The organism is Acinetobacter sp. CIP 101934 (assembly GCF_000369585.1).
GTDB lineage: Bacteria > Pseudomonadota > Gammaproteobacteria > Pseudomonadales > Moraxellaceae > Acinetobacter > Acinetobacter schindleri.
In genome coordinates, this window is the sequence record NZ_KB850094.1 from 560,933 (window position 1) to 575,033 (window position 14,101).

Consider the following 14,101-nt stretch of genomic DNA (forward strand, 5'->3'; position numbering starts at 1 on the left):
GCCACTTTTTCTCTATACTGGACTGAAAACCACACAACAAAAATTAAGATTAAGGAAGATAAGATGAACACATGGACAACCCATCAGATCAGCAATCAGTTTGATGAAAAACAGGACTATAACCTGTTTGCAACTGATACCACTTTGCAGGAAATTTTGCAAAGCTATGGTAGTCAGGATCAGACAATTTTAAATGAAATGGGGCAGGTGGTCGGTTCATCAGAATATTATCAATATGCCGATCTGGCAAACCGGCATACGCCTATTCTGCATGCTTTTGATGCCCGGGGTCGCCGTCGTGATTATATTGAATTTCATCCTGCATGGCATCAATGGATGCGCATTAATCGTCAATTTGATAGTCATGCACATCCTTTTAATCAGGCTGAATCAAAATCTAAATGGGTCGACTGGGCAGCACGGTTCTACCTGAGTGGACAGGTAGAAGGTGGCAGTCTGTGCCCGACTTCGATGACCCTTGGCAGTATTCCCTTAATTCAGCGTGAACCGGAACTTTGGGCCAAAATCGGCGATAAATTATTATCTACTGAATACGATGAACGTGATCTGCCGATTACCCAAAAAAAATCAATCTGGCTGGGTATGGGGATGACCGAAAAGCAGGGTGGTTCCGACGTTCGGGCGAATGAAACCTTTGCCGTGCCTATCGGTGAATCAGGTCGAGGGCAGGCTTATATGCTGACCGGCCATAAATGGTTTTTTTCAGCACCGATGTGTGATGCCCATCTGGTCGTGGCGAAAACTGAACAGGATGGTCTGGCCTGTTTCTTCGTTCCACGTTGGCGTGAGGATGGAACCAAGAATAATATTCATGTACAGCGACTCAAAGACAAAGTTGGGAATCGTAGCAATTCCAGCTCGGAAGTCGAGTTTCAGGAAGCTTGGGGCATCATGATCGGTGAAGCAGGACGGGGTATCCCCACCATTATTGAAATGGCGAACTACACCCGTCTGACCTGCTCGGTTGGCAGTACTGCGATGTTACGTCAGGCGCTGGTGCAATGTCTGGCCTATACCCGACAGCGTAAGGCTTTTGGCAAGCATCTGGCAGCACAGCCCTTAATGCAGGCGGTGCTGGTTGATCTGGCACTGGAAACAGAAGCAGCGATGCAGTTGAGTTTCTATCTGGCTTCCTGTTATGAAAATGATGATGCCTTGTCACTGGCCTGGAAGCGAATTATGACCCCGGCTTCCAAGTTCTGGATCTGCAAACGTGCCGTAGAACTGACCGGTGAAACCATGGAAGTCTTTGGTGGCAATGGCTATGTCGATAATGGCATCATGGCACGAATTTTCAAAGAAGCGCCAGTGAATACCATTTGGGAAGGCTCAGGCAATGTCATGTGTCTGGATGTGCTGCGTGCCATTGGTCGTGAACCGGAATCGATTGAAATACTGTTTCAGGATCTGGCTGCTACTGCAATGCAGGATGAAAGACTGAAACAGGAACTTCAAACGCTGTTTAAACTGTTTCAGCAGCCTGCAGATGAACTGCAATTTATAGGGCGTAGTCTGGTCAGCCGCTTGACTCTTTTAGCTCAAGCTGTATTGTTAAAACGTCATGCACCTGAATTTATTTTTAATGCATTTATTCAGACCCGATACAGTGAGTTTCATGGGCGAGTAGTAGGTATGATGAGTGCCAAACAAGTAGATGTAGAGAGGATTTTGGAACGGGCTTTAGCTCAAGACTCATCTTCATAAAATATTAAAAAGGAGGAGAGAATAGCTTCTTGTTAAAGGTTATTCTCAAATCCTAAAAATATTGAAAACCACTTGAAATATGCTGAATAGAGCGCAATATATGTACAGTGTCAATTCAGATGCTATGTCAAAAAACAGGTGAAAAGATGACAAAGAAAAAGCAGCTGCCAGAAGCAGTAACACATAACTTTGTGGCCAAACATATGCATGAGGTCAACAAAAGCCAAGTGTTTACAGACCGCAAAAAAGATGCAAAACGTGGCTATAGCAAGCACAAAAAAGGGAGATACTCAAATGACTATCTCCCTTTTTGTTTATGGCAGTTTTGTTCAGCCTAAGCTCCCACGATTCGGGTCGCGCCTTTCACCATATCTCCCAGACCATGCGTGCGGAAATAATGTTCCATCCAGCTTTTTACGACCAGCGGATTATCCAGTTTTAGCACATGTTCCAATAAGTCCTGAGCATCCGGCATGGGGACATGACAAATCGTCTTACGCACCCGCAGAATATTACTTGAACTCATTGACAGGGTATTAAAGCCCATGGCCATCAGCAGCACAGCCGAAATCGGATCACCTGCCATTTCCCCGCATATACTGATCGGTTTTTCATTACGATGACAATCCTGTACCAAACGGGTCAGGGCACGTAAAACGGCAGGGTGCAAATGCGAATAAACGTTGGCGACACGCGGGTTATTGCGATCCACTGCCAGTAAATATTGGGTCAAGTCATTAGAGCCGACCGAGAAGAAGTCGACAAATTCAGAAAATTCATCAATCTGATACAGGACACTCGGCACTTCTAGCATGATACCAATTTTAGGCTTGGTGATCTTGACCTGTTCTTCTTCCTGGACTGCAACCCAGTCACGTTCCAGCAAATATAGTGCTTCTTCTACTTCGCTGACACTGGTGATCATTGGTAGCAGGATATGTAGATTATTCAGTCCAATACTGGCTTTTAACATCGCACGAATTTGCGAAGAGAAAATTTCTGGATGATCGAGGGTAAAACGAATCCCGCGCCAGCCCAATGCCGAATTTTCTTCTTCAATCGAGAAGTATGGCAGGTCTTTATCTGCCCCAATATCGAGGGTACGCATCACCACCGGTTTGTTGGCGAAATGAGTAAGTTGCTGGCGGTAAATGGCACGCTGTTCTTCTTCACCCGGGAAGCGGTCGCGCAGCATAAAGGGAATTTCAGAACGGTATAAACCGACGCCTTTGGCACCGCGCTGTACACCACGCACTACATCAATCATCAAGCCCGTATTCACAAACAGGCGTACAGCCACACCATCTGGGGTAATCGCATCCTTGGTTTCATACTGACGCAGATCTTTGGCGAGCTGTTCTTCTTCCTTCTGAATTTCTTTATAACGGGTACGCAGACGACGTGGCGGATTGATAAATACCCGACCCTGATGCGCATCGACAATCATCTCGACATCATCAAGGGTATTGATGGGCAATTCGGTCACACCCACTACGGTCGGAATCCCGAGTGCACGCGCGACAATCACCATATGTGAATTCATTGCACCTTCAGTGGTGACAATCGCTGCAATTTTATCAACAGGTAGTTCTACCAGCGCTGCGGTCGAAATTTCCTCGCCAATCAGGATGCTTTCATCGGTCAGTTCACGATGGCTTTCATCAGCTTCCTGTAATTTAGCCAGAATCCGGCGGCCTAAATCTTTCAGGTCAGCAACACGTTCACGTAAATAGTCATCTTCCATCTGGGCAAACTGCGCCACATGGTTTTCAATGACAATTCGTACCGCTCCTTGCGCCCAGTGGCCCTCACGGATTAGTTCCTTGATTTCAGCCGGCAGGGCATTTTCGTCCAGCATACGCAGGAAGACACTGAACAGTGCACGTTCCTCAGCCATGAGAGCATCCTGCATCTTGTCATCGAGAGACTGGATTTCTTCACGTACAGAATTTAGCGCGTTGTCGAGCAGGGCAAGTTCTTCGCTAATGTCATCCGCTTCACGATCCGGAACTGCCCCCAGATCTGCTGGTGGATAGAGGATCACGGCACGACCTAGAGCAATACCACCTGAGCCTGATACGCCCTGGAAGGTTTTATAAGCAGGCAGATTGCTAGGTTTGCGGAATACATCAATATTACCCACTGCATGGGCATGGGCAATTACACCAGAGAGCTGAGCACAGAGCGTCACTAAGAAGGATTCAGCAGCTTCTGAGAAATCCTGAGGTTCTTTATTCTGAACCACAAGGACGCCCATTACCTTACGGCGGTACATGACCGGAACGCCAAGGAAAGAATTATAAATTTCTTCCCCCGTTTCAGGTAAATACAAGAAACGCTCATGTTTCGGGGCATTGTCAAGGTTGACGATTTCCTCGCGCTGTCCGACCAGCCCCACCAGACCTTCACCAGTTTGCAGCGACACATGGCCCACCGCTTCAGGTTTTAGGCCCTTAGATGCCATCAGTAGATAGCGCTGGTTGCGCTCATCCAGCAGATAAATGGAGCAGACGTCGACCTGCATCGCCTGGGCTACCTGATTAACCATAATGTCGAGCGATTCGTGCAAACTGGCTGACGCATTGATCTCTTGAACAATACGTCTCAGGGTCTCCAGTTGCATATTCGACATTCGCGCTGCTCCTTCGTAATTTAGGGTCCGGTATCTTCTTTATTTATAACAATAACTGCCTAAAAAATCTGCATATTTATGCAATTCTTAAGGTTTTTCCTTGGGAAGTTGCTGACACAGTTCTACCATGGCCTTGCGGTATACGTCACGTTTAAAATTCACGACCTGACCGAGCGGGTACCAGTAACTGACCCACTGCCATTGATCAAATTCGGGCGGGTCAGACAGATCAAGTTGAATGTTCTGTACTGACGCCGTCAATTTGAGTAAAAACCACTTTTGTTTCTGGCCGATACACACCGGATCTGAATCCGTACGAATGTACCGGTGTGGCAAACGATAACGCAGCCAGCCTTTGGTTTGCGCTATAATTTGGACATGTTCGGGCAGTAAGCCGACTTCTTCTCTCAGCTCACGATAGAGTGCCTGCTCAGGGGTTTCTCCATATTGGATACCTCCTTGTGGAAATTGCCATGCATTGTGTCCAATGCGCTTCGCCCATAAAACTTGTCCAGCATCGTTTGCCAAAATGATCCCGACATTCGGTCGGAAACCTTCAGAGTCGATCATTTGGCACCTAATATTGTGTAATTTATGCCTTTGCCCTCGGGGATTTTTATTTCTGTATCCAGCACGAAAAAAGCAAAGTTTAAAAATGTTAAAATTGCTATGATCTTAACGAATTTCTATCGACTAGCGGAGATAGATTTACAATTTTTTTCTTAAATTTCAGTTTTTACGAGTATTTTCATGAAATTGGCGCTATTTGATCTCGATCACACCTTGTTAAATACAGATTCGGATCATTCTTGGGGAGAGTTCTTGGTCAACGAGGGCCTGGTTGACCCTGTTCATCACCGTGCCATGAATGACAAGTTCTATGAAGATTATAAAAAAGGTCAGCTGGACCCCTATGCCTATAATGAATTTGTCTTTGAATTTTTAACCAAACATGACAATGATTATCTGATTGAACTACATCAACTCTTCATGCAAAAAGTCATTCGTCCGCAAATGCGTCCAGAAGGTTTTAAGGCAATTGAACGTCACCGTGAAGCAGGACATGAATTGGTCGGTATTACTGCAACTTCTGACTTTATTACTGCACCAATTTTTCGTGAATTTGGCATTACCGAAATTATCGCGACGAATGCTGAAATTGTTGATGGTAAATATACCGGTAAAGTGATCAATACTGCCTGTTACCAGAAAGGCAAACTGATCCGCCTGGAACAGTGGCTGGAAGGCCGTGATGTGACCGAGTCCTGGGCCTATTCGGATTCAATCAATGACCGCTTCTTGCTGGAACATGCTGATCATGCCATTGCAGTCAATCCGGATGATCGTTTAGAAGCACTGGCGAAAGAGCAGGGCTGGGAAATTCAGGACTGGTCGATTTAATCATCTGAAGCGTTCAAATCTGTGAAGCACAACTCAGGTTGTGCTTTTTTATGTGCACAGATTCAAGGTGAAAAATAAACTATTGTCACACTAGCTCACTGCAGCTCATGCTAAGCTTAATTTGCATAATGAGAATAAGGGAAACTCAGAGGTAGTTGAAATGAATAAAGTACGACCACGCATGACGCACCTATTTGAACAGTTGGGCCTGGATGCCAGTGAGGAAGGAATTGCAACCTTCATTAACGATCATCAGCTGCATAAGGATTTTAATCTGCTGGATGCACCCTACTGGTCTGAGGCACAGCGCCAGTTTCTCGCTGAAAAGATTGCGTCTGATGGTGAATGGGCCATCGTGGTAGACCAACTGAATGAATCCCTGCATGAGGATGCGACCATCGAAATCTGAATGTATCTTAAAACCAAAAGCCAGTCCGATGACTGGCTTTTTATTCGATTTTGGCATCTTAACGTATGCGTTTCCATAAAGTGACCTGTGACAGGGTATGCTGATATTTACGCGCTGTTTCACGGATCACAAAAGGAACATCTATAGGTTCAGCCAGCATTTCAAAATGTGGACTCAATAATTCCTGTATTCCATCTAAGGTCGTAAAATTTTCTCCAGCCTGCTTAAAACCGCCTAACCATTCACTACGCGCGGTATGTTCATCCAGCCAGGTATAAGGTGAAGCCAGCATTAGAATGCCGCCAATATTTAGTCGCTGATGAATCTCGTGCAAAAAGGCTTTAGGGTGGTGCAGCCGATCAATCAGATTGGCTGCCAGAATGAAATCGTATTCCTTAAATTGCGGTTTTAGATTGCAGGCATCCGCCTGATAAAACTCGACCTTGTGAGCAACCTGATCAAGTCCAGTCTCTTGCAGTGAACAGGATTTATATTCGACCAGTTCACCTTCAACCGGAATGGTATAACCTAAAGTTGCACCTTGCGCTAAGGCTATACCTTGCTGAATAAAACGTGCCGAGAAATCTAGACCTGTTACCTGTTCAAAATGCTGCGCCAGTTCAAAGCTGGCGCGTCCTGTGGCACAGCCAAGATCAAGTGCCTTTTTTCTGGCAGTTTCTACAAAATAAGGCTGGGCGAGGATAATGAGAGACCTGGCAAAATTCGGAACGCCCAAATACTCCTGACCATACTGAAATTCTAGATACTGCGAAATCAGTTCATCCGTCTGATAATGTGAATGATAAGGTGAAACTGGCTCATCTGACCCAGCCACATAACGAAAACCCGCATGCTGGAAAAAGTGTCGTCTAAAGGCATAGCGGGAACTATGCAGAGCTTCATTACCACCTGAAATCCAGGAGCCGCCTTTAATCAGATTATGCCGAGCATCGAAGGTTGGGGTACTAAAGTCATCATAAATTGGATGGACCTGAAAACCTTCAAAGGGATAGATTGCAGTTTCAGTCCATTGCCAGACATTGCCTTGTACATCATAAAACTCGCCTTGCTGGAACTGGTGTACCGGACAAGGATTGGGTGCATGTTGCAAGGCGATATTGGCTTCTAAAGGCAGCGGTCGTTTAGGATCCAGGCCGACATGGTCATACAGCCGATACCATTCATCTTCGCTCGGCAAACGGATTGATTCACCGGTTTGTGTTGATTTCCAGTTACAGAAGGCTTTGGCTTCATGGTAATTCACCTCGACGGGCCAATCCCACGGCATCGGAATTTCTTCCAGCATGATGCGCAAATGCCAGCCATCCTCTTTTTTGATCCAGAAGCTTGGATGTTGCGCTTCAATAAATTCCAGCCAGGCGTTACCTTCTTCACTCCAGTATTCTGACTGCTGATAACCATCAGCTTCGACAAAGTTGAAAAATTCCTGATTGGACACCAGAAATTGTGATGCCTGAAACGCATTGATTTCCGCTTTATGCAGACCGTATTCATTGTCCCAGCCATAATATGGATCAGTGAAATTTTTATTCAGTCGAAGAGTTCCCGCAGGAACAGGAAGAAGCTGATTTTCTGGTGCAGGTCCAGTCAGGATTCGGGCATGCCATAGTGGATGATTCTGCACATATTGCAGTTGATGTTGTCGAATCAATACCGACGAAGTTTCCAGGTGGATCCGTTCATGCTCAATACCCATCAGGATTGACCACCATGGATTCTGCCAGTTGAGAGGGAGTTCTAAAGATGCATTTTCTATGATCTTCAGTACCAAGGCTCGTACCCGGTGCCGATACGCTTTTACTTCACTGACTTCAGGCCAGTCATAATTCTGATCATCCAGATCGTCCCAGCTCATCTCATCTACACCGATGGCAAAGATACTTTCCATATGTGGATTCAGCTGTTCAGGAATCAGTTTGCTGAGCAGCAGTTTATTGACAAAAAAGGTAGCAGTATGACCGAAATAGAAAATCAGCGGATGACGCAGACTAATCGGTTTGACATAAAATGCTTCTTCATTGCGCAGACAGTCAAACAGGGATTCGTAGGTGTCAAAGGTATTCAGGAAATATTCACGAATCACATGGCGCGCTGTGGAAATGTCTTCAAAGTTTAAATTGGGCGTTGGAAGCAGGCGAATTTTACCCTGTTGCCAAGGGCTGTCGTCTGTTAAATGTGTAGATGAATTACTGTTTGGCTGGGTAGGTTTAAATAAGGTTGAATCGGGCTGCATCCATCAGACTCCATTAAGAATTTTAAGATATTCCACTGGTAAGTCCGCGCAGGGAATATCTTAAACTTAATGCAAAGCAGGATGCAGTTGTTGCTCATTTAGGTAACAAAATGCTGCGAATTGAATCCATCGCAGCCTCTTATTTTAAAAATGAAGCAACTTAGAGTTTAGGCTGTTGCATTAACTCAACCAGGGCCTGTGCGGCTTTGGACTGGGTACGTCCCGGATGCCAGACCATGCCGAGCTGGCGATTCATTTCCAGAGGAATATCCAGTTGTTGCAAGTCATGATTTACAAGAGTTTGTGGTAGTACTGACCAGCCTAGACCAATGGAAACCAGCATGCGGATCGATTCGAGTGGATTATTACTCATGGTGATCTTTGGTTTGACACCACGCTTTTCAAACTCTGCCATGGTAATTTGCGTGGTATAGGTTTGTGCAGACGGTAACAGGCTCGGGTAATGCACCAGATCTTCTAGTGACAGATTCTTCTGCTGGGCCAATGGATGGAATGGAGCAACTACAAACACCAATGGATCGTTCCAGATAGTCACATAGTTCAGCCGTTCATCGCCATGTGGAGGTAAAGTCAGAAAAGCCAGTTCCAAGTCACCGGCAATCACCTGTTCATGTGCCTGTTCAGAATCAACAAAGTGCACATCCAGGGTTACATCCGGATATTGCAGTACATACTGACGCAAATGTGCTGGAAGGTGATGCAGACCAATATGGTGACTGGTACCAATTTTCAGTTTGCCCTGAATCTGGCCTTGTTCATGGCTGAGGGTATGGTGAATATCGCCCAGTTCATTGAGCCAGTTTTTCACTTTCGGTAACAGCGAATGCGCGGCATGGGTTGCTTGTACACCACGACCAGCTGATTCAAACAGTTTGACTCCAAAATACTCTTCCAGACTATGAATCCGTTTGGTCACGGCGGGTTGAGTAATAAAAAGCTGATCTGCCGCCAGAGAAATCGATCCAGTTTCCATGACTTTTACAAAGGCTTCAAAGGCTGCGAGATTCATCTTAATCACCTATAAAGATTTTTTATGCGTATCTCTATTGTTGTAATATTTTAAGAATAAATCAAAGGAAAAGTTGTATCTATTGCTGTAAAATCCGACATTCATTGATCGCTAATACAATAGATCGGTAGAAATAGCGGCTTGAACCCAGAAAAATATTTTATAAAAATCGGATATGCATCAATAAAAAAAGCCACCGAGGGTAAGCGGTGGCAAAACGAGGAATAAGGACAGAAAAGAATTTAGGCTGTGATTTCCTCATTATTGCTCTGTTCAGATTTAGCCTCCCAGGCTTTTTCGTGGAAGAAGAAAGCAATAGCCTGAACAGTCGGTTCTAATAAACTTAATGCAATTGCCATGGCTAAACTACCCGTCACAAAATAACCGACTAACATGGCTACCGTAATGTGCATGATGTAGTAGCTCAAGGTTTTCTTGAACATACGCTGATTATCTACAACAAATTTTTGAACGTGTGCCATGTCGATATTCCTCAAAAAAATAAATTCAATGTTTTCTGTATGAATAAATAATAATAATTCTCATTTAATTTGTAAAAACGTATATTTTGCAAAAAATGATCGGAAAATTAGATTAAATAAAAATCAATATTGGTCTGTTTGGAATGCAATTTTAAAGATTCCAAAAAGTTTATTAACTAATAAAAATGATAAATTAGATTTATGTGAACGCAGCGATATAATCAAAATTAGAGATAGAATTTATCCAGTCCAGTGGAGTACATCGACATGGCAGGCGAGACCCAAACAGCAAAAACATTATACGATAAGTTATGGGATGACCATTTAGTAAAACAGCGTGACGATGGTTCAGCTTTACTTTATATCGACCGTCATTTATTGCATGAAGTAACTTCTCCGCAGGCATTCGAAGGCTTACAACTGGCGGGTCGTAAACCATGGCGTTTAAGCGCGAACGTGGCAACGCCAGACCATAACGTACCGACTTCTACCAAAGAACGTTCAGAGGGTATTTCCGGGATTGAAGATGAAACTTCACGTATCCAGGTACAAACCTTAGATGACAACTGTAAAACCTTTAATGTGGTGCAGTTTGACATTAATGATGTTCGCCAAGGTATTGCGCATGTTGTGGGTCCAGAACAGGGTTTGACCTTGCCTGGCATGACGGTGGTATGCGGTGACTCACATACTGCAACGCATGGTGCTTTCGGCTGTTTGGCACATGGTATTGGTACATCTGAAGTTGAACATGTATTGGCAACCCAATGCCTGGTTCAAAAGAAAATGAAAAACATGTTGGTGCGCGTTGACGGTAAATTGGGTCAAGGCGTAACTCCAAAAGACGTGGTTTTGGCGATTATCGGCAAAATCGGAACTGCGGGCGGTACAGGCCATGCCATTGAATTTGGCGGTCAGGTCTTCCGCGACATGTCGATCGAAGGTCGTATGACCGTATGTAATATGGCGATCGAAGGTGGTGCCCGTGTTGGTATGGTCGCAGTCGATGACAAAACCATTGAATACGTGAAAAACCGTCCATATGCACCGAAAGGTGAGCAGTGGGATCAAGCGGTTGCTTACTGGAATACCTTGCATTCTGATGAAGGTGCGCACTTTGATACAGTTGTGGTATTACAAGGTGAAGAGATTGAACCACAAGTATCTTGGGGGACTTCTCCTGAAATGGTGATTCCAGTCTCTCAAGCAGTGCCTACTTTAGAACAAGCCAAAGATGACGTACAACGCAATGACTGGACACGTGCTTATCAATACATGGGTTTAACTGCTGGTCAGGCCTTGTCTGATATCCGGTTAGACCGTGTATTTATCGGCTCTTGTACCAATTCACGTATTGAAGATATTCGTGCTGCGGCTGAAGTGGCGAAAGGTAAAAAGGTTGCACCGAGCATTAAACAGGCGATGGTCGTTCCAGGTTCTGGTTTGGTCAAAGCACAAGCTGAAGCTGAAGGTTTAGATAAAATCCTGATTGAAGCAGGCTTTGAATGGCGTGAGCCGGGTTGTTCAATGTGCTTAGCCATGAACGCTGATAAGTTACAGCCGGGCGAGCACTGTGCATCTACCTCGAACCGTAACTTCGAAGGTCGTCAGGGCAATGGCGGTCGTACCCACTTGGTGAGCCCAGCAATGGCAGCAGCAGCCGCAATTGCCGGTCACTTTGTTGATGTACGTTCATTCTAATCGGCTAATAGGAGCAAAGACATGAAAGCTTATACCGTTGAACAAGGTATCGTTGCACCATTAGACCGTGCCAATGTAGATACCGACTTAATTATTCCAAAACAGTTTTTAAAATCGATCAAACGTACCGGTTTTGGTGAAAATTTATTTGATGAATTGCGTTACCTGGATGAAGGTTATTTAGGTCAGGATAATTCAAAACGTCCCTTAAACCCTGATTTTGAGTTAAACAAACCCCGTTACCAAGGTGCATCAATTTTAATTTCACGTGCAAACTTTGGTTGTGGTTCAAGTCGCGAGCATGCGCCATGGGCATTGAATGAATACGGTTTCCGTACCGTGATTGCACCAAGCTATGCGGATATTTTCTTCAATAACAGTTTTAAAAACGGCATGTTGCCAGTAATCCTGTCTGAAGAAATTGTTGATCAGTTATTTAGAGAATGCGCTGCGACTGAAGGTTATCAATTAACGATTGATCTTGCAGCGCAAGAAGTGCGTACCCCGGCAGGTGAAAGCTTCAAGTTTGAAGTTGATCCATTCCGCAAGCATTGTCTTTTAAACGGTTTGGATGACATCGGTTTAACTTTGCAGGATGCTGATGCGATTCGAGCTTATGAAGAAAAAACCAAACGATCTCGCCCTTGGGTATTTGCAGAAATTAGTGGCTAAATCTAGTTAAATTGTCATAGCGGGAAAGTCTAACCCTTGCTAATATCGTGAAATCATGGAAATTTCGTTTGGGTTAGACATTCAGCATGGCCAGCTATTGGAAACAGTTATTTGCATTGGGTACGGTTTCGATGTTAATGACAGCATGTCAGACCATCGATACGATACAGTTGAAGAAATTGTCAGATTCGGCTGTAAATAGTTCAGATGCCCTGATTTATTGTTCAGGTACCCACGATTGTAATTTTGAACGTATGGATGATATCAAGATCATCAATGCTGAAAAGCGACATGTGGAGAGTGAAGCGCTCAAGCTCAAGCTTGTGCGTTTACAAGCAAAAAGCCTGAAAGAGCCTAATCCGGTTTACCTGTCGGTACCCGCGGGGCAGCATGAACTGGTGGTACGCTTTTATCCGATTAGTCCGGATAAGGCCGAAGTTCTACATGTATTCCAGAACTTTCAGGCCAAGCATAAGTACACCTTTAAGATGTATCGCCAGCGCTCGACTCGAAACACCAGCTTATTGCAGGCCTCTGCACCTGATCCACTGTGTGTAGATCTGTTGCAAAACACCAAAATAATTCGACGCTTCTGCAAGCCATACAATGTTGAAACTGGCATTGCCGAGTTTGTAGAACAGAAAATTTAACCCAGTCAGTGAAATGCTGACTTTATAAATGGAATATCTCATGTCTAAACAAATTTTGATTTTAGCTGGTGACGGCATCGGTCCTGAAATTGTGAAAGCAGCAGAGCAAGTGCTGACTCGCGTAAATGAAAAATTTAATTTAGATCTAAGCTGGGAACATGGCCTGTTGGGTGGTGCTGCGATTGATGCACATGGTGCACCTTATCCAGATGTGACGTCTGAGCAGGCGAAAAAAGCTGATGCAATTCTGCTTGGCGCTGTGGGTGGTCCTAAATGGGATACGATTGAACGCTCAATTCGTCCTGAACGTGGTCTGTTAAAATTGCGTAGTGAACTGAACCTGTTCGCGAACCTGCGTCCGGCGATTCTCTATCCGCAACTTGCTGATGCATCTAGCCTGAAACCTGAAATTGTAGCTGGTCTAGATATCCTGATCGTACGTGAATTGACAGGTGGTATCTACTTCGGTCAACCACGTGGTATCCGTGAACTGGAAAATGGTGAAAAACAAGGTTTTAACACTGATGTGTATTCAGAGTCTGAAATCAAGCGTATTGCCAAAGTTGCATTTGAACTTGCCGGTCTGCGTGGCGGTAAAGTATGTTCAGTCGATAAAGCAAACGTGCTTGAAGTGACTGAGCTTTGGAAACAAACCGTTACTGCATTGAAAGAAGCGCAATATCCAGACATCAACCTGTCGCATATGTATGTCGACAATGCTGCAATGCAGTTGGTACGTGCGCCTAAACAGTTTGACGTAATTGTCACTTCTAACCTGTTCGGTGACATTCTGTCTGACGAAGCGGCAATGTTAACGGGTTCAATTGGTATGTTGCCATCTGCTTCTCTAGATGAGAATGGCAAAGGTATGTATGAACCATGTCATGGTTCTGCACCAGACATCGCAGGTCAAAACCTAGCAAATCCATTGGCAACCATCCTGTCTGTTGCAATGATGCTGCGTTATACTTTCCGTGAAGAAGCGGCTGCAAAAGCAATTGAAGATGCAGTAGGCCATGTATTGAACCAAGGTTTACGTACTGCGGATATTATGTCCGAAGGCATGAGCAAAGTCGGTACAGTGGAAATGGGCCAGGCAGTAGTTGCTGCATTGAACTAAGTTTCACTCCAGAACTGATCAATAA

Annotated in this window: 13 protein-coding genes; 8 read left to right on the forward strand and 5 right to left on the reverse strand. The window is 44.7% G+C overall.

Going from position 1 to position 14,101, the window contains the following annotated elements; translation table 11 throughout:
• The first annotated feature begins 63 nt into the window (after window positions 1-63).
• Window positions 64-1,725 carry an acyl-CoA dehydrogenase family protein gene (locus F899_RS03125; protein WP_005220828.1) on the forward strand — a complete coding sequence of 554 codons (1,662 nt, stop codon included), beginning with the start codon at window positions 64-66 and terminating at the stop codon, window positions 1,723-1,725.
• 146 nt (window positions 1,726-1,871) lie between these two features.
• The gene (locus F899_RS03130; protein ID WP_004813347.1) at window positions 1,872-2,063 is read left to right on the forward strand and encodes a DUF7230 family protein; all 192 of its coding nucleotides are present in this window, start codon (window positions 1,872-1,874) and stop codon (window positions 2,061-2,063) included.
• Here the strand turns inward: F899_RS03130 and ptsP are convergent.
• Together ptsP and F899_RS03140 are read right to left on the reverse strand one after the other, a co-directional pair.
• Window positions 2,060-4,357 carry a phosphoenolpyruvate--protein phosphotransferase gene (gene ptsP / locus F899_RS03135; protein ID WP_004813340.1) on the reverse strand — a complete coding sequence of 766 codons (2,298 nt, stop codon included), beginning with the start codon at window positions 4,355-4,357 and terminating at the stop codon, window positions 2,060-2,062. The genes F899_RS03130 and ptsP overlap by 4 nt on opposite strands.
• 87 nt (window positions 4,358-4,444) lie before the next feature.
• Complete coding sequence (locus F899_RS03140; RefSeq protein ID WP_004813339.1) at window positions 4,445-4,927, reverse strand: RNA pyrophosphohydrolase; 483 nt, start codon at window positions 4,925-4,927, stop codon at window positions 4,445-4,447.
• A 180-nt stretch (window positions 4,928-5,107) separates the two neighbouring features.
• Between F899_RS03140 and F899_RS03145 the strand changes: the two genes are divergently transcribed.
• On the forward strand, window positions 5,108-5,758 hold the full coding sequence (locus F899_RS03145) for an HAD family hydrolase (protein WP_004813338.1): 651 nt from the start codon (window positions 5,108-5,110) through the stop codon (window positions 5,756-5,758).
• 160 nt (window positions 5,759-5,918) lie between these two features.
• Window positions 5,919-6,167, forward strand: a complete 249-nt coding sequence (locus F899_RS03150; RefSeq protein WP_004813337.1) for a DUF2789 family protein — start codon at window positions 5,919-5,921, stop codon at window positions 6,165-6,167.
• A gap of 58 nt (window positions 6,168-6,225) precedes the next feature.
• Here the strand turns inward: F899_RS03150 and ovoA are convergent, their stop codons facing one another.
• From ovoA to F899_RS03165, 3 genes are all read right to left on the reverse strand, one after another.
• The gene (ovoA, locus tag F899_RS03155) at window positions 6,226-8,421 is read right to left on the reverse strand and encodes a 5-histidylcysteine sulfoxide synthase (protein ID WP_005220831.1); all 2,196 of its coding nucleotides are present in this window, start codon (window positions 8,419-8,421) and stop codon (window positions 6,226-6,228) included.
• Between the two features lie 160 nt (window positions 8,422-8,581).
• Window positions 8,582-9,451, reverse strand: a complete 870-nt coding sequence (locus tag F899_RS03160; protein WP_004813333.1) for a LysR family transcriptional regulator — start codon at window positions 9,449-9,451, stop codon at window positions 8,582-8,584.
• A 242-nt stretch (window positions 9,452-9,693) separates the two neighbouring features.
• A complete protein-coding gene (locus F899_RS03165) occupies window positions 9,694-9,933 on the reverse strand; it encodes a DUF2061 domain-containing protein (RefSeq protein ID WP_004813332.1) in 240 nt (79 codons plus the stop codon).
• A 267-nt stretch (window positions 9,934-10,200) separates the two neighbouring features.
• Between F899_RS03165 and leuC the strand changes: the two genes are divergently transcribed.
• The 4 genes from leuC (at window position 10,201) to leuB (ending at window position 14,076) form a co-directional block, all read left to right on the forward strand.
• Window positions 10,201-11,634 carry a 3-isopropylmalate dehydratase large subunit gene (leuC, locus tag F899_RS03170; protein WP_004813331.1) on the forward strand — a complete coding sequence of 478 codons (1,434 nt, stop codon included), beginning with the start codon at window positions 10,201-10,203 and terminating at the stop codon, window positions 11,632-11,634.
• 21 nt (window positions 11,635-11,655) lie between these two features.
• Window positions 11,656-12,306 (forward strand): 3-isopropylmalate dehydratase small subunit, encoded by a 651-nt coding sequence (gene leuD, locus F899_RS03175; RefSeq protein WP_004813330.1) that lies wholly within the window; start codon window positions 11,656-11,658, stop codon window positions 12,304-12,306.
• An 86-nt stretch (window positions 12,307-12,392) separates the two neighbouring features.
• A complete protein-coding gene (locus tag F899_RS03180) occupies window positions 12,393-12,956 on the forward strand; it encodes a hypothetical protein (RefSeq protein ID WP_004813328.1) in 564 nt (187 codons plus the stop codon).
• Between the two features lie 40 nt (window positions 12,957-12,996).
• Window positions 12,997-14,076 (forward strand): 3-isopropylmalate dehydrogenase, encoded by a 1,080-nt coding sequence (leuB, locus tag F899_RS03185; protein ID WP_004813326.1) that lies wholly within the window; start codon window positions 12,997-12,999, stop codon window positions 14,074-14,076.
• Window positions 14,077-14,101 lie beyond the last annotated feature (25 nt).